This is a genomic window from Candidatus Omnitrophota bacterium (assembly GCA_016929445.1).
Lineage (GTDB): Bacteria > Omnitrophota > Gorgyraeia > JAFGIU01 > JAFGIU01 > JAFGIU01.
The window spans coordinates 1-20882 of the sequence record JAFGIU010000035.1; the positions used below are offsets into that span (position 1 = coordinate 1).

17 protein-coding genes are annotated in these 20882 nt (G+C 52.4%); all 17 read left to right on the forward strand.

Annotated elements, in window-relative coordinates; all coding sequences use genetic code 11:
- A partial coding sequence (locus JW937_02885; GenBank protein ID MBN1586356.1) for a hypothetical protein occupies positions 1–242 on the forward strand: 242 nt, incomplete at its 5' end.
- A 103-nt stretch (positions 243–345) separates the two neighbouring features.
- Positions 346–1548: a hypothetical protein gene (locus tag JW937_02890; protein MBN1586357.1), complete on the forward strand. Its 1203-nt coding sequence runs from the start codon at positions 346–348 to the stop codon at positions 1546–1548.
- The gene (locus JW937_02895; GenBank protein MBN1586358.1) at positions 1542–2471 is read left to right on the forward strand and encodes a sel1 repeat family protein; all 930 of its coding nucleotides are present in this window, start codon (positions 1542–1544) and stop codon (positions 2469–2471) included. Before JW937_02890 ends, JW937_02895 begins: the two co-directional genes overlap by 7 nt.
- The gene (locus tag JW937_02900) at positions 2425–5484 is read left to right on the forward strand and encodes a TonB-dependent receptor (GenBank protein ID MBN1586359.1); all 3060 of its coding nucleotides are present in this window, start codon (positions 2425–2427) and stop codon (positions 5482–5484) included. Before JW937_02895 ends, JW937_02900 begins: the two co-directional genes overlap by 47 nt.
- Before the next feature lie 42 nt (positions 5485–5526).
- Positions 5527–6345: a DUF3450 family protein gene (locus JW937_02905; protein MBN1586360.1), complete on the forward strand. Its 819-nt coding sequence runs from the start codon at positions 5527–5529 to the stop codon at positions 6343–6345.
- 19 nt (positions 6346–6364) lie between these two features.
- Positions 6365–7843 carry a MotA/TolQ/ExbB proton channel family protein gene (locus JW937_02910; GenBank protein MBN1586361.1) on the forward strand — a complete coding sequence of 493 codons (1479 nt, stop codon included), beginning with the start codon at positions 6365–6367 and terminating at the stop codon, positions 7841–7843.
- Positions 7844–7905: 62 nt separating this feature from the next.
- Positions 7906–8475 (forward strand): MotA/TolQ/ExbB proton channel family protein, encoded by a 570-nt coding sequence (locus tag JW937_02915; protein MBN1586362.1) that lies wholly within the window; start codon positions 7906–7908, stop codon positions 8473–8475.
- Positions 8468–8881 (forward strand): biopolymer transporter ExbD, encoded by a 414-nt coding sequence (locus JW937_02920; protein ID MBN1586363.1) that lies wholly within the window; start codon positions 8468–8470, stop codon positions 8879–8881. Before JW937_02915 ends, JW937_02920 begins: the two co-directional genes overlap by 8 nt.
- 23 nt (positions 8882–8904) lie before the next feature.
- A complete protein-coding gene (locus JW937_02925; GenBank protein ID MBN1586364.1) occupies positions 8905–9558 on the forward strand; it encodes an energy transducer TonB in 654 nt (217 codons plus the stop codon).
- 5 nt (positions 9559–9563) lie between these two features.
- Complete coding sequence (locus JW937_02930; GenBank protein ID MBN1586365.1) at positions 9564–10955, forward strand: tetratricopeptide repeat protein; 1392 nt, start codon at positions 9564–9566, stop codon at positions 10953–10955.
- Between the two features lie 333 nt (positions 10956–11288).
- Positions 11289–12413 carry a radical SAM protein gene (locus JW937_02935; GenBank protein ID MBN1586366.1) on the forward strand — a complete coding sequence of 375 codons (1125 nt, stop codon included), beginning with the start codon at positions 11289–11291 and terminating at the stop codon, positions 12411–12413.
- On the forward strand, positions 12410–13591 hold the full coding sequence (locus tag JW937_02940; GenBank protein ID MBN1586367.1) for a glycosyltransferase family 4 protein: 1182 nt from the start codon (positions 12410–12412) through the stop codon (positions 13589–13591). The genes JW937_02935 and JW937_02940 overlap by 4 nt, the downstream gene beginning before the upstream one ends.
- A 261-nt stretch (positions 13592–13852) precedes the next feature.
- Positions 13853–14941, forward strand: a complete 1089-nt coding sequence (locus JW937_02945; protein ID MBN1586368.1) for an outer membrane beta-barrel protein — start codon at positions 13853–13855, stop codon at positions 14939–14941.
- A gap of 3 nt (positions 14942–14944) precedes the next feature.
- Positions 14945–16321: a sugar transferase gene (locus tag JW937_02950; protein MBN1586369.1), complete on the forward strand. Its 1377-nt coding sequence runs from the start codon at positions 14945–14947 to the stop codon at positions 16319–16321.
- Positions 16322–16331: 10 nt separating this feature from the next.
- Positions 16332–18017: an SLBB domain-containing protein gene (locus JW937_02955; GenBank protein MBN1586370.1), complete on the forward strand. Its 1686-nt coding sequence runs from the start codon at positions 16332–16334 to the stop codon at positions 18015–18017.
- A 20-nt stretch (positions 18018–18037) separates the two neighbouring features.
- On the forward strand, positions 18038–19591 hold the full coding sequence (locus JW937_02960; GenBank protein ID MBN1586371.1) for a hypothetical protein: 1554 nt from the start codon (positions 18038–18040) through the stop codon (positions 19589–19591).
- 12 nt (positions 19592–19603) lie between these two features.
- Entirely contained in the window at positions 19604–20821 is a 1218-nt protein-coding gene (locus JW937_02965; protein MBN1586372.1) for a hypothetical protein, read from the forward strand.
- Positions 20822–20882 lie beyond the last annotated feature (61 nt).

The window sequence follows — 20882 nt, forward strand, 5'->3', positions numbered from 1 at the left end:
CGGATGCTTTTGGATTGACTGTGACAACGGGCAATGCCACGGATCCGGCGGGTGTGGATGTGGTTCTTTCCGCCTCGCTGTCCTTCCCGACGGTAGCAGGTGAGGTTTACTCCCTGGAGTCCTCAGAGGATGGTATTAACTGGACCCCTGTGGATACGATCGTGGGTGATGGTAGTCCGATTTCCTTGACGGATGTTGCCGGATTCGATGCCAGCAAGCTGTACAGAATTATTGCCCAGTAAGCATCTTTACGCATCAGGTATCCGGATTGTGCAAGAGACGATTTGATGGCAGCGGCGCTTCGCCGCTGCCATCAAATACGTTACCAGAAAGAATGAGCAAAAAATGAATATGAAAGTCCGGTCCGTTCAACGCGTTATCATTTCCGCCATTTTTCTGCCGCTCGTCTTCTGCGTTCAACAGGCTTGTGCGGCAAAGCAGGAGTCGGCGGAGTTCCAGGCAGAACTCCTGGAAATTGCTTTTGAAACGGCCTCAGCCATTCCCACGAAACCTCACATCAAAGACCGTTCCCGGGCCCAGGAGGCCGTGGCTGCCGCAAGTTTAGCGCTTGACCAGCCTCAGCAGGCGCTCGAGTATATCGAACAAATAGGGAATTGGCGCAAGGGTTTGGGTTACGGCGATTTGGCTCGTTACTTCGCACAACACGGGAGTGGCGATGCAGCGCGGCAGTACCTGGATCTTGCGGAAGAAGTGTCTGAGAGCGCCGAAGACTGGCGACGGGATCGTATCCGCGTCAAGGTCGCTCAGGCACATGCTCTTCTCGGCCAGAGCAGCCAGGCAGAGGAATACGAAGAGGGCGTAGAGTTCGCGGAAATGGGGAAGGTTGCAGGAACCATGGCCAGCATTGCGCAAGAGGAGGACTTTGAACCGCAAATGGATGGACTGCGGGACCTGATTTCCAAAGGGAATTTTGACATTACGCGGAATGCGCTGCATTCTTGCGCTGTTCTTTTCGACCGTTTCTATAAGAACACAGAGCAACGAGGGCAGGCAGAGAAGTTAATAAGGGAGTCTTGGGGAAAAATGCCGCTTTTTGTGCGTATCGAACTCCTAATGGTTTTGACTGATGCAGCGCTTAAGCACTCGGATTTGTCGCAAGCATTCGGGTTTGTCAACGAGGCTCAGCAGTTAGTGGAAGGGGTGGAATGGCCTCCGGAAAAGCGCATGGAGCTGATATCCAGGATTGCTGAGTTGCGCTTCCGGGCGGGCGACACTGAAAATGCCAAGAGCGATATGGATGCCCTCCTGGTTTACTACGATTCCGAAGAACATCGCATTGTGAATATTTATAAAGCCGGGGCGCTCCGGCCGCTTGCAGAGGCCTATCAGGCTATTGGTGAAACATCAGCGGCATTGACGGTTTACAAGAGAGCCCTTGAATCGGGGATTGAAAACCCGAATTCCAGACCGCAAGCAGAGGACTTGTCCGCCACTTGTGTCTCAATGGCCTTGCATGGCGTCGCTCCTGACGAGGAACTGTGGATGCGGATTCGAGAAATTAAGGGAAGCCTTGGAGAGCCGTGGTAATACGTTTTGGTTTTATCCTCTATGCCATCGTTCTGCTACTGACAATTCTTGCTTCGGCACCTGGGTGGAGTGCGGAAAGATCACCTAAAAATCTTGAAGAAGTAGAGAGTTTTGCTAAAGAAGGAGACGCCGAGGCCCAGTTCCTGCTGGGATGGTTGTATTACGGAGGCCAAGGTGTCCCCCAGGATCTGGATGAAGCAGGCGAGTGGTACAAGCGCGCTGCGGAACAAGCCTACGCCTTTGCTCAGAACAACCTGAGCTTGATGTATTACCTGGGTGATGGCCGGCAGCCTGATTTTCTGGAAGCACAGAAGTGGTGCCGGCTTGCGGCGGAACAGGGAGTGGCGGAAGCCCGGTTCCTCCTGGGCTGGATGTACTCCAGAGGGGAAGGTCTCGCTCAGGACTATGAGCAGGCCGCGAAGTGGTTGGGCCTTGCCGCGAACCAGGGGGTAGCCGTGGCGCAAAGCAAGCTGGGCCTTATGTACATCAAGGGAGAGGGAGTTCCGCAGGAGTATGGGGAGGCTTTTAGATGGCTCAAGCTTGCCGCGGACCAGGGGGAAGCAACGGCGCAGCACAACCTCGGACTGATGTACATGAAGGGGCAGGGTGTTTCTCAGGAACCTGAATTGGCGTTTAAGTGGTTGCGGCGTGCCGCTAAGCAGGGGGTGGCCGAAGCGCAGTATCGATTGGGCATGATGTATGAATACGGGCGCGGAACTTCCCAGGATCCGGTGGCTGCCGGCATCTGGTACAGCCTTGGGGCTTCCAACGGCAATGCTGCGGCTCAGGAACGGTATGACATCATTGGAAGAAATCTGACACCTTCTCAGAAAGCTGCGGTTCAAAACAGTGCCATAGAGTTGACGGAGAGCATCGGTGAGAGCGGGATTGGTAATAGAAACGTTGCTGCGGGCGGGGAATAGGGTTGCTTTCTGGGTTGCCTTTACCGGGACGTTGTTTCTTGTTTCTGCTGCTTCCGCCCAAATGATGGGTTCGATTCGCGGAACGGTACTTGATAGAGATTTCGATGTGCCTTTGGCTGCTGTGGAAATTTCCATTGCGGAAACCGGCGAGAAGATTGTCGGGACCGATGAGGGCAACTTCGTATTCAAGGAGGTGCCTCCGGGAAAATACACATTGGTTTTCTCCAAAGATGGCTACACAAGGCAAGTTCAGGCCAATGTCGTGGTATCTCCGGCCCAAATGACAGATGTGGATGCCGCACTATCCGGTGAATTTACGGATATGGAGGAATTCGTTGTTCAGGACCTCCAAATCGGCGGGGGAACTGAAGCAGGTTTGCTCCAACTGCGCATCGAGAGCCCGGCACTGATGGATTCCATTAGTGCGGACCTCATGAGCCAGGCAGGGGCCGGTGATGCGGCAAGCGCCCTGAAGCTCGTGTCGGGCGCCACTGTGCAAGACGGAAAATTTGCCGTGATACGAGGGCTGCCCGATCGGTACGTGAATTCCCAGATGAACTCCGTGCGTCTTCCTACCGCAGATCCGGACAAACGCGCCGTTCAGTTGGATCAGTTTCCCTCGGCAGTGATCGAGAGCATTCAAGTCAGCAAGACCTTTACACCCGATCAACAGGGCGATGCCTCCGGCGGAGCCGTCAATCTCGTACTCAAGTCGATTCCCGAGGAAGACCAGGTCAAGGCTAGGGTTAAAGCCGGTTACAACACTCAGACAACTGGAAATAACGATTACCTCACCTACAAGGGCGGGGGCGTGGGTTTTCTCGGAACGGATGATGGACGGCGGGAGCTGGATGGCAGTTTTCTGGGCGCGGTTGGTGTAAGCCGGGCCGATGCCCCACCAAATTTCGACATGTCTGTGACCGTAGGAGGAAAGCGAGAGATTCCATTTGACGCCAAAGTCGGAGGGTTTGCCAACGCTTATTACAAGCGGATGAATTCCTATTACTCGAACGGAATCGACAATTCTCTTTGGGTGGAGGATCCCAGCATTGGTGAAATGACGCCCCAGAAGAATCAGAATGGGGGAATTGACGATTTCAAGACAGCCCTATTTGATCAGCAGAAAGGTACCGAAGAGGTGCAGTGGGGTACCTTGATCAAGGTGGGGGCGGAGTATGAACAACAATCTGTGGATTTCCTTTACATGGTTACCCGGGTTGCCGAGGACACGGCTTTGCTTTCCGAAGATACCCGGGGCAAGGAGGTGTTCTTTCCCGGCCATGACCCTTCAGACCCTGATTCGCCGGGGCATGATTTTCCCGATGCAGCCCCCTATCTCAGAACGGAAACATTGGAATACACGGAGCGAACGACCACAACCATGCAGCTCAGCGGGGACCATGTCACTCCCTTCTTTCCGGATATCGAATTTCACAGTTACTTTACGATTCTGCCGCCTGAGTTCGATTGGACCCTGGCTCTGAGCTCCTCCGAGCTGTATCAGCCGAACAAGGTTCAGTTCGGCAGCCTGTGGTGGCCGGAAGTGCCGGACGAAATTATCGATATCGGATTTGGGCCCATGATCATACCGGGCAAGCCGGAGCAACATCGTATTCTCAAGCCGGCTGCCAATTTCACCATGGGAAATCTTCAAAGAATCTGGAAAGAAATTGCCGAGGACAGCAATCAATTTATCTTCAATCTGAAAGTGCCGTTTGAGCAGTGGACCGAGGATCCGGGCTACATAAAGCTCGGGATGTTCCAGGACAGGGTGGATCGCAGTTACGACCAGGACTCCTTTAGCAATCTTGAGGACAACGCGGCTAATTATGAGGCAGGCTACGAGGATTTGTGGAGTGCGGTCTTTCCATCCGAAGAACATGAAGTTAAAGCGGCGGATATCGATGTGGACTACAAGGGAGAGCAGGAAATCACGGCCTGGTATTGGATGGCTGATGTGCCCCTGACCTCATTCTTCAAGCTGACCGGGGGGATTCGCTACGAGAGCACCCAGCTGAGTATTGAGAATGAAGCGGAGTCGGAGGTGCGTTGGGTGCCGCCGGGTGAAACCGCGGATACGGTTCTCAATGAAGGGGATGCTGATGTGTCCTTTAAGCAGGTCGACGAACTGCCTTCGATTGGCTTCGAGTTTGCACCGGGCGCTGACTTCCTTCCCTGGATCCGCTTTAAGCCTCTCGAAAACTTCAAATTCAGGGGATCATACACAGAAACCGTAGCGCGCCAAACTTTTAAAGAACTTACCCCGATTCAGCAACAGGAGTTTCTGGGTGCCGATGTCTTTATTGGAAACCCCGAATTGGGCATGAGCTCCTTGGAGAACTACGACTTGCGTCTGGATTATACGCCCTATCCGGGGGGATTGGTTTCCCTGTCATGGTTTAAGAAGGATGTTGTGGATGCGATCGAGTATGTGCAGAAGAGAAACGCTTCCTTTGGTTTTACAACGCCTGTGAACTATCCGAAGGGGAAGTTGAGCGGTTGGGAGTTCGAAGTACGAACTCAGCTTGGGCGTTTCTGGGAATTCCTGGATGGTATATCAATTGGAGGCAATGCCACCTTTATTCAGTCTCAAGTCATTTTGCCTACAGTTGAATCCGGCGATTTGGAAAGAGATTTCGGAGTATCCATGATTAGCCGCGAGATGTCGAATGCTCCGCAACATCTTTACAACCTTTTCCTGACCTATGACTTGGAGCGCTTTGGTACGGAAATCGGCCTGTTTTACACCGTTAGAGGAGATACGTTGATTGCGGGCGCGGGGCAGTCTAGCGGCAAATTCATCCCGAATGTATACGAAAAGGAATACGGCACGCTCAACTTCAATTTGTCACAGAAGATCGGGGAGGATTTTGAGCTTGTCTTCCAGGCCAAGAACCTCTTGGATCCGCTGATTCAGACAATTTACCGTGCCGAAGTCCTGAGTGAGGATAAGGTGAAGACCTCCTATCAAAAGGGTATCGACTACACGTTGAGTCTAAGCGGGAAATGGTAATAGGGTCGAACAGTGAGAATACACAAACAGGATAACTGAAGGATGAAAAAGGTGATTCCGACAAACCAATTGCTGACTTGGGCGGTCTGTGTGCTGTGCTTCGCAAGTGTTCCGGCATTTGCCCTGACAAGCGACGGCGCGGCCAATAACAGCCAAACATCGAATGGCGAGCGCGTTGAGATTGCGCGGACGGCATTAGAAAAATGGGTGGAGACACGGCGTATCCTTTCGCAAGAAAGGAAGGACTTTGAAGTGGGGCGGGAGCTGGTGCAAGAACGGATCGAACTGGTGCAACGGGAAATTGAATCCCTGCGCGAGAAGATCGCGGAGGCTGAAGAGAGCATTACAGAGGCCGACAAGAAGCGCGGTGGTCTGCTGGAGGAGAATGAAAAGCTCAAAGAGGCCGCCGTATCCGTGAGCGCAACGCTGGTGGAGTTGGAAAGTCAAACCAAAGCGCTCCTGAAGAAATTACCGGACCCCATCCGTGAGCGCGTGAAACCTTTAAGCCAGCGTTTTCCGGAGGATCCCAAGGGGACTAAGCTCGGGTTGGGGGAGCGTTTCCAGAATGTGATCGGTGTTCTGAACGAGGTGGGCAAGTTCAACCGGGAAATCACATTGACAAGCGAAGTGAGGGCCTTGCCCGATGGGACTTCTGCCGAGGTCACGGCCTTGTACGTGGGCATAGGCCAGGGCTATTACGCCGGTAACAATGGAGAGGTCGGGGGGACCGGAAAGTCCTCTGCTGAGGGTTGGATATGGACACCTGCAAACGAATTCGCAGCGGAGATCTTCGATACGATTTCGATTCTGAAAAACGAAAAAGTGGCGGACTTTGTGAAACTGCCGGTCGAGATTAAGTAACAGGGGAAAGATAAATACCATGAACAAAAAATACATTCTTCTTCTCCTAATGATGTTTCTGCTGGCAGGGTCCGGTTCCGGCCGTGCCCAGGGATCAACGGGATCTGAGGACAGCTCCTTTACTGAAGCGGCCGTCAAAGTGGACAAGCAGCTGGAGCAGAGTCTGGACGAACTAAGTGAGTTGCGCGCTGTGATCGCGCGCGAAATGATACCCTTGAGTCGTAAGCTCAGCGACCTCGAGAGCGAACTGGTGGAGATACGGCTGGATTACAAGAAGACATCCCGGTTGCTGGATAGCCGCACTTTGGATTTGAGTAATTTGCGTAACGAAATCAAATCGCGCCAGGAAGAATCCACCTATTTGTCAAATCTCTTGAGCGAATACATCCGCAACTTTGAATCGCGGCTTCATATTGCCGAACTTCAACGCTATCAAGATTTCCTAGAGACCGCCAAGCTGGCGCCGGAGAACACCAATCTCTCCGCGGAAGAAGTCTACCAAGCTCAAACCGCTTTGGTTTCGGTTTCGCTCGAACGTTTGCACGATGCGTTGGGGGGAACCCGCTTTGAGGGGACGGCCGTGAACACCAGGGGCCTTGTGAAACAGGGAGCTTTTGTTCTGATCGGGCCTGCGGGACTTTTCCGGTCCCGGGACGGGGAAGATGTCGGAACCGCGGAACAGCGCCTTGGGTCCCTGGAGCCCGCAGTGATAGGGTTCCAAAACCTTGAAGACCGGGAGGCAGCGGCCGGAGTCGTCAAAGACTCCAGGGGTCTATTCCCCCTGGATCCGACTCTGGGGAATGCCCATAAGATTGAGGCCACGAACGAATCGTTTTGGGAGCATATCCAAAAGGGCGGCCCTGTAATGGTCCCGATCTTCTTGCTGGCAGGGGTTGCTTTGTTTGTGGCGTTGTACAAGTGGGTTGTCCTTGCCTTTCTGCGGATCCCATCCCACAAGCAGATCAGCGCTGTTCTTAACGCGGTTGGAGCGCGTGATCGACAAGCCGCGATGGAAGCGGCCGTGGCAATCAAGGGTCCGGCCGGCAAGATGTTAGCGGTGGGTGTGGAGCACCTCAAGGAACCGCACGAACTCATTGAAGAGGTCATGTACGAGACGATCCTGGCCACGCGTTTGAGGCTTCAGAGTTTTTTACCCTTTATCGCGATTAGTGCTTCCTCTGCGCCTCTGCTGGGTTTGTTGGGGACAGTTACCGGAATCATCAATACCTTTAAGCTCATTACGGTTTTCGGTTCGGGAGATGTGAAAATGCTTTCCGGAGGGATTTCAGAAGCCTTGATTACCACGAAATTCGGTCTGATTGTGGCGATTCCCTCTCTCTTGTTGCATGCCTACCTTTCCCGGAGAGCGCGCGGAGTCATCGATGAGATGGAAAAGGCTGCGGTGGCTTTCATCAATCAAGTCAGCAAGACTCCGGATCTTCCAGACCTTGTGCAGGTGAAAACAGATGCCCCGGATTCTCCAAGAGGAACGAAATGACCCAGTACGCTGTTTCCTTGTGGGAGCAAGCAGTTTCTATTTGGATTTCAGGCGGGTGGGGCATGGTGGCACTGGCTGTCAACGCCTTTGTGCTGTTTGGCCTGGGAATGCATGTGTTTCTCAAATTAAATGAAAAGGGTTTCCGGACTGTGCCGGAAAGGGTCTGGAGGCACTGGATCAATCATCCCGAAGCACGCAGAGGGCCGATCGGCGAATTACTCGATTTTGCAAGCGGTGGCAACTCCCTGAAGGAAACAGCAATCTATTTTGAAGAGTTGCGCACCACCGAGATTGTCCCATTCGAAAGAGACCTGCGCGTCATGCATATTTGTGTGACGGCAGCACCTTTGTTGGGTTTACTGGGGACTGTCACCGGCATGCTTGCCACCTTTGGTGCTTTGGCCACGGGTTCCGGCGGGGACAAAACAATGGCGCTTGTCGCCGGAGGAATTTCCGAAGCATTGGTTACTACAGAAACCGGATTGATCATTGCGTTGCCGGGTTTGTTCTTCCAGTATCAACTGGCCCGTCAACACGAAAGGTATAAAAGTTTTTTGACCCACCTGGAAACCATTTGCACTCAGAAGCTTTACAAGAAACTGCGAAAACAGGAGAAGCTCGCTCATGGGTAGATTCCGTCAATACATGGCAGAAGATGGCAACGGAGAAGGAATCGACATCTCTCCCTTGATCGACTGTGTGTTTATTCTGCTCATTTTCTTTATCGTGACGACAACCTTTGTTGAAGAGACCGGGGTCCAGGTGGATAAACCCCAGGCCGCTTCGGCTGTGCGTTTGGAAAAATCGAGCATCCTTGTTGCCTTAACCGATAAGGGGGAGGTTGTTTACGGGGGGCGTGAAATAGGCATTAGTGGTGTCCAGCCGCTTGTGAAGCGGATGCTTCAGAAGGAGGACATCCCGGTGATTATCCAGGCGGATAGTGCTGCCCAGTCCGGGTTGCTGGTGCGCATTATTGATGAAGCTAAGTTGGCCGGGGCAACCAAAGTATCTGTGGCCACGAGCCAACCCAAAGGTTAAATGTTGACGCCATGAGAAGGGGAATGCAGGCTTCGTTATTCAAGCAGGTCCGCCACCATTTATTGGTTATCTCCGGTGCGGTCTGTTTGACCTTGATTTTCTTTCTTGTGCTGCCGTTTATGCAGACCATCAGCAAGCCGCCGGCCACAAATCTGATGGTTCAAGAGGTGAACACTGCCAATGTGCCTCCGCCACCTCCGCCGCCGGAAGAGGAGCCGGAGGAGGAGCCGGAGCCGGAGGAGCAACCCCCGGAGCTGTCGGAGGAAGCCCCTCCTTTGGATCTCAATCAGCTGGAACTGGCTCTGAATCCAGGATTCGGGGACGGATGGATGGCCGGTGATTTCGCGGTAAAGCTTAAGACCGTAGGCGCTGAGGACAGCAGCCTGGATGCCCTTTTTTCGCTTGCCGACTTGGACCAGAAGCCCAGGGTGACGTATCAGCCGGGCCCGATACTGGATGAGAAGGTTCGAAAGAAGGCTCCCGGCACTGTCTATGTAGTGTTTGTGGTCAGTAAGTCCGGGCGCGTGGAGAACCCTATCATTCAGAAATCAACGGACCCTGTATTTGAGAAACCGGCATTAGTCGCTGTCAAGCAGTGGCGCTTTGAGCCGGGCAAGAGGAAGGGGGAGGCAGTGCGGTTCCGTATGCGTGTGCCCATCACCTTTCCGAAAGGATAGCAGGTATGAAACAGTTTTTGTTCCTGATCTTGGTTGCTATTGTTTTGTGTGACTCCGCACAGACTGCAAATGCCGCTTTGGAGTCTTCAGAACGGACACGCTTGAGTCCGTGGGAACTGCAGATATGGAATAGTCCTGCCTTTCAAAAGCAGTTTACCGAGAGCTACATCGCGGAGACCGATATTGAACCACTTGTCACTACCTCGGAGCGCGACCAAATGCAGGAAGTCCTGGAGCTCATTTCTTCAGACAAATTGGATGAAGCTGCCCGGGTTTTAGAGAAGAACCGGGGCGAAGCAGTGAGTGCGGTGTATGACTTTACTCTAGCGAATCTCTATTTCCGGCAAGAGAAGCTCGAGCAGTCCGCCGAAGCCTATGAAGTGGCCGTGGACAAGTATCCGAAATTCCTGCGCGCTTGGCGCAACCTGGGTTTGATCTACGTGCGCCAGAACGAATTTGAGAAGGCTTTGCCGGCACTTACGCGTGTGGTCGAACTGGGTGGCGGCGATGCGCTCACCTATGGCCTTTTGGGTTTTGCGCATTCCTCCGTAGGGAATTACCTTTCTGCCGAGACGGCTTACCGGATGGCGGTTTTGGTGGATCCGGAAACGATGGACTGGAAGATGGGGTTGGCTCGCAGCCTGTTCAAGCAGGAGAGCTATTCGCAGGCTGTTGCTCTCTGTGCTCAGTTAATAGCGGAGGACCCCGATCGCGCGGATCTCTGGCTCTTGCAGGCCAATGCTTATGTTGGACTTGGTCAAGCTCTCAAAGCAGCCGAGAACTACGAGTTCGTGGACCGCTTAGGCAGATCCACCAAAGACAGCCTCAATATGCTCGGGGATATCTACATCAACCAAGAGCTTTACGAAATGGCTGTGGATTCTTACATCCGGGCCATGCAGAAGGACCCGGGCGGCAGCGCGGAACGCGGCATCCGGGCGGCTAAGGTGCTGGCTGCTCGTGGAGCCCTGAGTGAAACCAAACAGTTGGTTGAAAAAATTGAGCAACTTCGCGGGGATCAGATGGACCCCGCTGAAAAAAAAGATGTGCTGAAACTTCGTGCCCGTCTGGCTGTCGCAGAGGGTGCCGGTGAAGAGGAAGCCCGTGTTCTCGAGCAGATTGTCGAGATCGATCCTCTTGACGGGGAAGCCTTGATCTTGCTGGGGCAGCACAGCGGCCGCGCGGGGGAGCCTGAAAAGGCTGCTTTTTATTTTGAGCGGGCCGCCAGCATCGAGGGATATGAAGCGGATGCCAAAGTGCGGCACGCTCAGCTGTTGGTCCGAAACGGCAAATACAGCGAAGCCTTACCGCTACTGCGCAGGGCTCAGTTCCTTGATCCCCGGGATGATGTGCAGGAGTACCTTGAACAGGTTGAGCGAGTGTCCAAAGCCCGGTAGGCTGTTTTGTCCTGCCTTATACCCCGCCACAATTTGCTAAGACAGGGTTTAACTGCTTTTCCTGCGCCAGAGGCCCCCCAGAAGAAGCCCGCCAGCCAGCATCTAGTCCTCCGACGGGTTCTGGCACGAGTTGATGTGAAAGGGGTAGGCGAGACCTGTCCCTAGGTTTGAAGATTCAAGAGCCGGTCCGGAGCAAGGTCGTTTATAACGTGTGAAATATCAGTTACTTACGGATCCATCTTTCCTCATAAATCCCTTACATTAGTCCCACATGGACGTTACAGTCGATTGTTAGGTTATAAGCACTGAAAAAGGGCTTCGGAGAGGGGTATCGTGGACTTAACAGTCATTTCAACCTATCGCTGCAATTCCAAGTGCCAAATGTGCTACATCTGGCAGAATCCATCTCATCCCCAGGAGGAGGTTTCCCTGGCCACGCTTTCCAAGTTGCCGGGCGGCTTTGACAATCTGAATATCTCCGGTGGGGAGCCGACCTTGCGCAAGGACCTTCCGCAGCTTGTTGATCTTCTGCACTCCAAGGCGCGGATCACTGAGATTAGCTCCAATGGACTTTATCCGGAGCGCCTGGCCCCGATCATCAGGAAGTATCCCAACACCAAGGTGCGTTTCTCCCTCGAAGGTGACGAGCTCACAAACAACTGCATTCGCGGGGAATCGGACGGATTTCAGATAAAGGTCAAGGGTCTTCAGATGCTGAAAGAGCTCGGAGGCACTGATCTGGGCTTTGCCCTCGTGATTCAGGACGAAAATGCCCCGCAGCTTACTTGGGTGCACGACCTTGCCGGAAAACTGGGCGTGGAGTTATCCACATCTTCATTGCATAACGCTTGGCAGTTTCACAAGAACGACAATCATTTCTATGACCGGTTAAAAGCCGCGAAAGAAGTTGAGAAATTGATTACAGCCATGCTCAGGACGAATAGCGTCAAGAGCTGGTTCCGCGGCTATTTAAATCTGGGATTGATAAAAAACATTTTAGGGCAGGACCGTTTGATTAAGTGTACTGCCGGCAAGGATTTTGCCTTCATTGATCCCTGGTCCGATGTGTGGGCCTGCAATGTGCGCACTGATTTGCCGATGGGGAATTTGAAGGAGCAGAGCTGGACTGAGATCATTTCGAGCCCCGCAGCCCGGCAAAGCCGCGCCTTGGTTGCTGATTGCCGGCAAAACTGTTGGATGGTGACCACTGCCCGGACTGCGATGCGTTCGAATGCCTTCCCCGCCTTTCCGAAACTCGAGCCATTGAGGTGGGTTCTTGAAAATAAAATCAAAACAGCCTTAGGAATGGATATCGCCTTTGACCGGTACATCAACTATGAAGATGTCAGGAGCGCTCCGCAGGTTCAGAGGCAATCCTTTCTGGATAAGAGCTATAGATCCCGGCTCCAGAAAGCGACGGATCCTCACTATACCCAAAAGGAGTATGTCAACCGATGAAGATAGTCGTTGTGGGAACTCGAGGATTTCCGGATGTCCAGGGCGGGGTAGAAAGACACTGCGAAGAGCTCTATACGCGGCTGGCAGCCCTTGGCTGCGACATTACTGTGATCAGCCGGTCTCCTTACACGGGCGGGACCCCGTATGTGTACCGCGGAGTCCAGGTTTTGCCGGTCGATTGTCCTAAGCATAAGTTTATGGAAGCGCCGATCCACACCCTCCTGGGGGTTTTGAAGGCGAAGCAGCTCAAGGCGAAGATCTTGCATGTACATGCCATCGGCCCGTCGCTTTTTGTTCCCTTGGCGCGACTTCTGGGTATGAAGGTCGTGATGACTCACCACGGCCCTGATTATGAGCGAAAGAAATGGAACTGGTTTGCGAAGACAATACTGAGGCTGGGAGAAAGACTTGGAGTTACCTGCTCTAACCAAGTCATTGCTGTTTCTCAGGCAATCGGCTGCTCCGTTCGCGCAAGATTCGGGCGGGACTTGGCCGTTATTCCAAACGGTGTGGTTGTTTCAGAGCCCGCCCATGAGGAAGAGGTTCTCAAGAAGTACGATCTTGAGCGGGGAGAGTATATTCTTGCGGTCGGACGCCTTGTTCCGGAAAAGGGTTTCGACGAACTCATTGAAAGTTTTGAGCGCTTTGCCACGGCCGGGCAGAGCCGGGTGCTTCGAAAGAAGCTGGTGATCGTGGGTGACGCGGACCATGAGGATGAATACAGCAGGCAGCTCAAGAAGAAAAGCAGCCGCATTTCCGGCGTTGTCATGACCGGGTTTCAGACCGGGAAGCCGCTTCAGGAGCTTTACAGCCATGCAGGCCTTTTTGTGCTGCCGTCCTACCATGAGGGCCTGCCCATCACGCTTCTGGAGGCTCTGAGCTACGGTTCTTCATGTCTGGTCTCCGACATCCCGGCCAATCGCGAGGTGGGTTTGGAAAATGACCGGTACTTCAGACCTGGGGATATTGGTGTGATGACTCGCAAATTGGAGCAGTTTGTCAATGAAGCTCCCGCTGGAGACGGGCCCCGGGCCAAGAGGATTCAGCAGGTCGTCCGCGACTACGATTGGGGCCAGATTGCCGCAAGGACTCTTGAGCTTTATGAAGGAATGCTCGGGTCAAACAATCATTGGCCTATGATCGAGATGAAGGAAAAGGCCCTGGCTTTTGCGGGCTAGCAATACGGGTCTTGGGCGTTTCCCCGAATATGTCGTATAACTAATTGCCATCAAACAAGTTATACTGACACAAAAACTTACACAGCTCTTACTTAATCTCTGACTGAGATTATTCTAAAATATAGTTTTAAAAAACAGCACGGATCATGCGCCCCTCGCAGAGGGGTGCGTGCGTCTCAGGGAACCTGCGGATGCGCTATGAAGCCCGGAGTTAACGCCATGTGGAAAAGAAGAGACTGCTTAACAATACTTTGTTTGCTCGTGACCGCTGCTTCTGCCGGCACCGGAACCCTTTATGCCGGTGAGATCGATGTCAAGGTGAGCGCCTCGGCGAGCCAAGTCTATGACGACAACATCACTTATGCTCAACGGGATGCGCAATCGGATTTTGTTACAAGACTGAGCCCGGAGGTCCGCCTGAGCTACGAGAACGGAAGGACCCAGGCCTCACTCAGTGCCGACTTGTCGCATGAGGTGTATTGGCGGTATTCGGACAACGACCATACCTCGGAGCACGCCAAGGTCGATTTGCTGCACCAGCTATCCAAAAATGATTCAATCCGGGTTACCGATCGCTTCAGCCACAGCTATGAACCCGCAGCCTTTGACGAACAACTCGCAAGAGTCGGAGGGCGCTACAGTTACTACAAGAATAGCTTTGATATTTCATATTTCAAAGAGTTCAGCCGTGATTGGCGCTTCAACTTTGGGTATGGCTATGATGTCGATACCACAAACAGGGCGGATCTGCTTGATTCCGAAGTGCACCGGGTGACCCTCGGAGCGGACTATATCCTTAGCTCGAGAGACAGGGTTTTAGGCAAGTACGACTTTTTGCACAGAACACTGGACCCGGGCGGGGATGCGAACATCCATTCCCTGAGTTTGGGAGAGAGACACAACTTTAGTGAAAAACTGAGTATCGAGGGGTTTGCCGGGGTGGATATGATCGAATCTTATAACGGAGAGTCTATTGTAAAGCCATTGTGGACCGTCATGCTCAGTAACCGTATCACGGATCGAACCTCTGCAAGTTTGTCCTTCACTCAGAGATATTCAACAAATCCCTACACCAGTGATGTCTTTAATTCCTGGAGGGTATCAGGAGAGATAGGCAGCCAGATTTTAAAGAAGTTGAGAGGTTCTGCCTCCCTGTTTTATGCCCGTGGGGAATACGATTCACTGGATCTGAAGGACGAGTTTGTGGGGGCTGGCGTGGCTTTGAACTACGAGCTCAGGAAGGACCTGACCGGTAGTGTCAGCTACAACTATTCCCAGAGCATGTCAAATGTTGAAACGAGAGAATATGAAAAGAATGTTCTCTCTTTTGGGATAAGCTCAGAATTCTAAGAAATGCTAAAAGAGCATTTTGCCTTTTTCCAAAAGCTGGAAATGTTGGGTGATCTGAGCCTTGCGCTGGTCGCCTTCCAATGGATTTATCCCTATGAAGGTTTGTCTCCGGTTCTGCCGGCCTGCCTTTTGATCTGGGCGGTGCTGCTGCATCTCTTGGGCGCTTATGAATCATTCAGGATAAAGCATGTTGGGGACATCCTGCTTGCGATATGGTCTGCGGCATTTATTGCAATTGGGATTTGCGGATTTGCGGCGTATCTTTTGAAATATCAGGATTTGAGCCGGGTCTTTGTCATTTTGGGTTATCTCTCAACCGCCGGGATGGTGTCCTTGGAGAGAATTGCCGTGATGGTGTTCCTGAGGTCTATCCGGAAGAGGGGATACAATTTCAGGCATATCCTTATTGTTGGGACCGGGTTAAGAGCTCAGCAGTTCATGGAGCTGCTTGTGGAGCATTCGGAGTGGGGTCTCAAAATCGTGGGGCTCGTTGACGAGGATAGATCTTTGATCGGAAAAAGGGTTCACGGCTTCGGCGTTATCGGTACTCTCAAGGACGTGCCGGAGATCGTCCACGACAGGGTTGTTGACGAAGTTGTCTTTGTCGCGCCGCGAAGCTGGCATCACAAGATCAAAGAGGTCGTTGCTTTTTGCGAAACCGAGGGAATAAGAGTACACCACGCCTTGGATATGTTTGACCTGAAGTTTGCCAAGGCCAGACCCACGGACCTGGACGGTTTTTTGCTCCTTACGCTGGACAGAACTCCGATGAAGGTTTGGCACCTTTTTGTCAAGGAGGTTTTCGACGTGTTGCTGGCCGGCGTGATGCTGCTTGTGCTCCTGCCGTTGTTCATCTTTGTTGCCGTAGCCGTTAAGATGACATCCAAGGGGCCAGTGTTTCACAAGCAGACACGGTGTGGCCTGAAGGGCAGGCCGTTCACTCTGTATAAGTTCAGGACAATGGTGGAGAACGCAGAAGAATTATTGCCCCGGCTGTCCGAGAATAATGAGATGAGCGGGCCCGTCTTTAAAATGAAAAACGACCCCCGCATTACGCCGCTGGGGAAGATGTTGAGGAAGACCAGTATTGATGAATTGCCGCAGCTTTGGAATGTGCTCAAGCGTGACATGAGTATTGTCGGACCGAGGCCGCCTCTTCCCCAGGAAGTGAAGCGGTATGATAGTTGGCAGAGGCGCCGGCTCAGCATGAGGCCGGGGATCACATGTCTTTGGCAGGTTCAAGGGCGTAATAAAATATGGGATTTCGACGAATGGACTCGTCTGGATCTGCACTACATTGATCATTGGTCGTTTTGGAGCGACTTTAAGATACTGGCACGCACGGTGCCCGCCGTCATCTTTGGTGTCGGCGCAAAATGAGGGAAGTCTGATGAAACAAATTAGAACGCAAGACCGGAGTGCTCGAGCAGCGGTCGGACTAATTTTGGCGGCGGCTTTGGTGGCCGTATCGCCCGGGTATGGGTATGGCCAAACCAGCCCGGATGCCCGTTATTTTGAGCCGATGTCTGCTACACCCATCCAAGATACAGTATCAAGGGCGCGGGAGTATGAGGTCGGTGTCAATGATTTGCTGGACATCAGTATTCTAAAACCGGAGGAGATCCGCAGCACACTGACGGTGGCGGTGGCACCTGACGGAGCTATCACGGTTCCCTATATAGGGAATGTTCAGGCTAACGGACGCACTCTTCCGGTTATTCAGGATGAGGTCCAAAAGCGTTTGGCGGATGGATATGTCGAGTTTCCTGTTGTGTCCGTCTCACTGAGACAAACCCGGAGCAAGAAATTCACGGTTTATGGTCAAGTCGTTCATCCAGGCGCATATCCGGCCGAGGAGCATATGCCGCTTCTCAACGCAATTACAGTTGCCGGCGGTCTCATCGTCCCGGGTTCGAAAGGACAGGTTAAGCTTCTGCGTCCTCATCCCGAAGGAGGTGAGGTTGAGATTCTGGAAACAGATATTTCGGACATTCTGATGGGAGCCCATCAGGACGTGCACGTTCTGTCCGGGGATTCAATAGTAGTGACGGTGGCCAGGTTTTTTGTCTATGGCCAAATCGCCCGGCCCGGCGCTTATCCGGTTGAAGAGAATATGTCCATATTGCATGCGATCACAGTCGCCGGGGGTTTTGTCGAGTCCGGAGCAACCGGCCGGATCAAGCTTTTGCGCCGGCAGGGAGCAAAGGAAGAGTTCGAAGTGCTGGAGTCGGATATTACCGCTATCTTGGAGGGAGCCCATCAGGATATATACGTGTTGCCTTTCGACACCATCGTTGTGAGCGTCGATAAGTTCTTTCTTTATGGCGAAGTCAACCGCCCGGGCATGTATCCGTTGGAGAAAACGACTACCCCCCTTACAGCAATTGCTATGGCGGGAGGTTTTGTTCAGTCGGGGGCGACCGGCCGGATCAAATTGTTGCGGTCGAATACCCAAGGAGAAGAGTTCCACATTCTGGAATCTAATGTTTCAGCCATGCTGGATGGCACCAGCCAAGAGATGGCAATACATCCGGGTGACACGCTGGTGGTTTCGGCCGACAGGTATTTTGTGTCCGGCGATGTGGTGCGCCCGGGCGCTTATCCGGTTGAAGAGAACATGACACTTCTGCACGCTGTCTCTGCCAGCGGCGGCTTTATCGAGTCCGACGCAACCGGTAGTGTAAAACTTTTGCGTCAAGGAGACTCGAATGAAGATTTCCAGATTATTGATTCGGATATTACTGCGATTTTAAGCGGTGCTCACCGGGATGTGAAAGTGCTCCCCGGCGATTCAATCGTTGTGTCTGTGGACAAGTTTTTTGTCTATGGTGAGGTGAACAGACCCGGGATGTATCCCCTGAGTAAGACGACGACGCCTTTGACAGCGATTGCGATGGCTGGTGGGTTTACAAAATTCGGGTCCGCCAGCCATGTCAAGCTGTTGAGGATGAACGAAAAGCTGGGAATGTATGACACGAAGAGCGTGAACATTAAAGATGTCATTTCCGGATACTCAAAAGCCGATTCTTTGCTTCACTCAGGTGATGTTGTTGTAGTTTCGGAAAGTGCGTTTTAGTGGAGAGGAAATACAGTTTCATGGAAGCACACAATGCTGCGATTGAATTGACGGTTCGGGATTATGTGAGGGTGGTGTTCCGCCAGAAGGGCGTTATCTTCGCGACGTTCGTCACTGTGATGGTTATGGCCGTGCTTGGAGCCTTATTGAAGACTCCGGTTTATGAATCCCAGGTCAAAATGCTGATTTCGGGGAGAAAACAGGCGCAGGCAGAGTATTACACGGACATCAGCATAAGCAGCTATCGAAGTGCGCAGATTACCCTGACCCAAACGGAAATCGTGACTTCGGATCCGGTGATCGAAAGAACCGTATCCGTGCTTGGCCTTGCAAAAAAGCCTTTTGATTACGAGAAGAGATTTTGTTCTGTACTGAAGAAGCCGCTTGTGAATCTCCGTAGGATGAGAGTTGAAAAGAAGCTGGACAGCTTGCCGGAAGACCAAAGAAATGCGCTTCTCTTTAGAATGGCTATGGAGGACCTCAGGAGGCGGCTTAACGTGGAGCCTGTGCGGGACACGGATCTTTTCCTTATTGAGGTAAGGGACTTTAATCCATTGGCCGCTGCGATTACAGCAAACGTGTTGAGCCGTTCCTTCGCCATATTTGATTTGGAACAGCAATTTGCGGAAATGAAGCTCAAGTACGGAGAGAAGAATCAGTCGGTCATACAGCTGAAAGAGGCCATCGACAAGATGAGCCAGGGGCTTAACGGGGCTCCACTCTCTCCGATGGACGCAATCGGTCCCGCCTCCGTCAAGGTCATAGAGCAGGGGAAGGTGCCCCTGAAGCCGTCCGGTATCTCGCGGAAATTAATCGTCCTATTAGCCTTTTTCATGGGTCTGTTCTTAAGCTTGATGATGGGGTTTGCCTTTGAATACGCGGACCAGAAGTTCAGGTCGCCCTCCGAGGCAGAAACGACTCTTGGAATGGATTATGTCGGTTCTCTGAGGAGAAAGCCCAAGAAGGATGATTACTATTCCCTCTCGGAAGAGCTATATCTTGTTCTCAGAGAGAAGGGTGCCAAGTCCGTTCTGTTCGCTTCAGCCACGGCATACGAAGGCGCCGTTCAGATTATTTCCCACTTTGGAGAATTCATTGCGGGGAATTTGCATAAGAGGATCCTGCTGATCGATGCCAATTTGCGCAAGCCGGTTTTGCCGCAGTTGCTGAAATTGGCGGAAACGAGAGATTTGTTGAATGTGCTCGAGGGCAAGACTCCGTTGGAAAAGGGAGTAAAGAATCTCAGCAAGAATCTGGATGTGCTGGCGACGGGATCCATGGTGCTAAGCCCTGTTGAACTCCTTGAGTCCAACATGAAGAATCTGATCGACCTGGCGGTCTCGCAGTATGATCTGGTTTTGGTCAACTCGACACCCTTGAAAGAAGCTAAGGACGCCGCCATCATCTCGGGGATGGTGGACGGTGTGGTTGTTGTCGTCAATGAGAGAAGAACCCGGCGCCAGGTCATCAAAAACGCCTTGGAACCTCTGAAGGCGCGGGGTGCCAGCTTCATAGGTGTTGTCTTGAGTAACCGCTGTTATCCTGTCCCGGGAATTATCTATGACCGATTGTAGTACATCCTCCCAATGTCTCTAAAGAAGAAGATCGGACTTGTCTTTGTTGTCTTCACAGCGGCCGCGGTCTGTGAGCTCTTGACGACTATTATCCTGGGTCGGACTCTGCCGGCAGACGAGTTCGGAAGATTCAAGTTTATCCACACAATTGTCATCGTTCTTGCCAGCCTGTTGGTGTTTGGGCAGAATATCGCGATTGTCCGTAATGTCGGAAAGATCAGCCCCGAAAGGTACAACTGGCGAAGGTACGTGGGCCTCTGCCTATTGATTTCGGCAGTGTGCGGGCTCTTCGGAGTCGTTTGGCTCGGGCACTACTACGGCCTTAGTGGCGCAATCCCTTTTGTCTACCTTGCCTGCGTCTCGGCCGTCGGTATTGAATATTATTCATCCGTGCTGCGAGCGCACGAAGAGTACAACACGTCTGTTATCCTTTCAAAAATCGCTCCGGTTGTCTTTTTCCTGGGTGTCCTCATCATCTTCTATGTTCTCCGGAGACCTCAGTTTTCCGTCATTCTATCGGTTTATGCAGCAGTGTTCCTGAGCGCTCTTCTGTTCGGCGTCTTTGCTTCCGGAAAGATCGAATGTGGGGCCGATCCTTTTCCTCCCGGAGGTGTAAAAGACGGTGTATGGCTCTTTCTGATCAGCCTCTGTTTTGTTGTCATGGGCAGGGTGGATCAGTTCTTTATTGCGAAGATGCTTGGATACGAGGCGCTTGCGGGGTATGCGGCCGTAATCGCGGCGGCTCGGGGATTCGAATTGGTCGCAATGGCGCTTTGGTTTGTGCTCATGCCCCATTATTCCAAAGGCCACTCAAGATCCCTGAAGTCCGATACGCTCAAGGCCGGATTGGTTGCCGCCGTGCTTGTGGGAATATACCTGATGGGAGGCAGACTTCTGCTGCATGTCTTTTTCGGCGGTAAGTTTGATCATGTGATGTATCTAATGAATCTGTTTATCATCATTGGCTTCTTTCAGGTCATGCACACGATACCTTCCGGTATTATTGACGGTAGAGCCTCGACACGGTTCTTGCGCATCTTTTTCATGTGTTGCCTGTTTGGAATTCTGATCAGTATCATCGGCAATGCGGTGTTGATTCCGCTCTGGGGCTTAAAAGGTTCTGCATACTCAACCATGGCGGCATGGGCGTTTAGAGTTGTCACGGCCTACATCGTAGTGCTCAAAGAGCGAAACGTCACAGAGCTTACAGATACCTTACCTTCCTGTTAAGTTCCTAATACAGCTCTCCCCTATTCTTTCCTCAACCGGGATAAAACACGAGGCTTAGTCG

Coding starts and splice junctions, on each gene's coding strand:
- JW937_02940 (MBN1586367.1), top strand. CDS start 12,410: ATGAAGATAGTCGTTGTGGGAACTCGAGGATTTCCGGATGTCCAGGGC.
- JW937_02955 (MBN1586370.1), top strand. CDS start 16,332: ATGAAACAAATTAGAACGCAAGACCGGAGTGCTCGAGCAGCGGTCGGA.
- JW937_02950 (MBN1586369.1), top strand. CDS start 14,945: ATGCTAAAAGAGCATTTTGCCTTTTTCCAAAAGCTGGAAATGTTGGGT.
- JW937_02960 (MBN1586371.1), top strand. CDS start 18,038: ATGGAAGCACACAATGCTGCGATTGAATTGACGGTTCGGGATTATGTG.
- JW937_02890 (MBN1586357.1), top strand. CDS start 346: ATGAATATGAAAGTCCGGTCCGTTCAACGCGTTATCATTTCCGCCATT.
- JW937_02925 (MBN1586364.1), top strand. CDS start 8,905: ATGCAGGCTTCGTTATTCAAGCAGGTCCGCCACCATTTATTGGTTATC.
- JW937_02930 (MBN1586365.1), top strand. CDS start 9,564: ATGAAACAGTTTTTGTTCCTGATCTTGGTTGCTATTGTTTTGTGTGAC.
- JW937_02905 (MBN1586360.1), top strand. CDS start 5,527: ATGAAAAAGGTGATTCCGACAAACCAATTGCTGACTTGGGCGGTCTGT.
- JW937_02915 (MBN1586362.1), top strand. CDS start 7,906: ATGGTGGCACTGGCTGTCAACGCCTTTGTGCTGTTTGGCCTGGGAATG.
- JW937_02965 (MBN1586372.1), top strand. CDS start 19,604: ATGTCTCTAAAGAAGAAGATCGGACTTGTCTTTGTTGTCTTCACAGCG.
- JW937_02910 (MBN1586361.1), top strand. CDS start 6,365: ATGAACAAAAAATACATTCTTCTTCTCCTAATGATGTTTCTGCTGGCA.
- JW937_02920 (MBN1586363.1), top strand. CDS start 8,468: ATGGGTAGATTCCGTCAATACATGGCAGAAGATGGCAACGGAGAAGGA.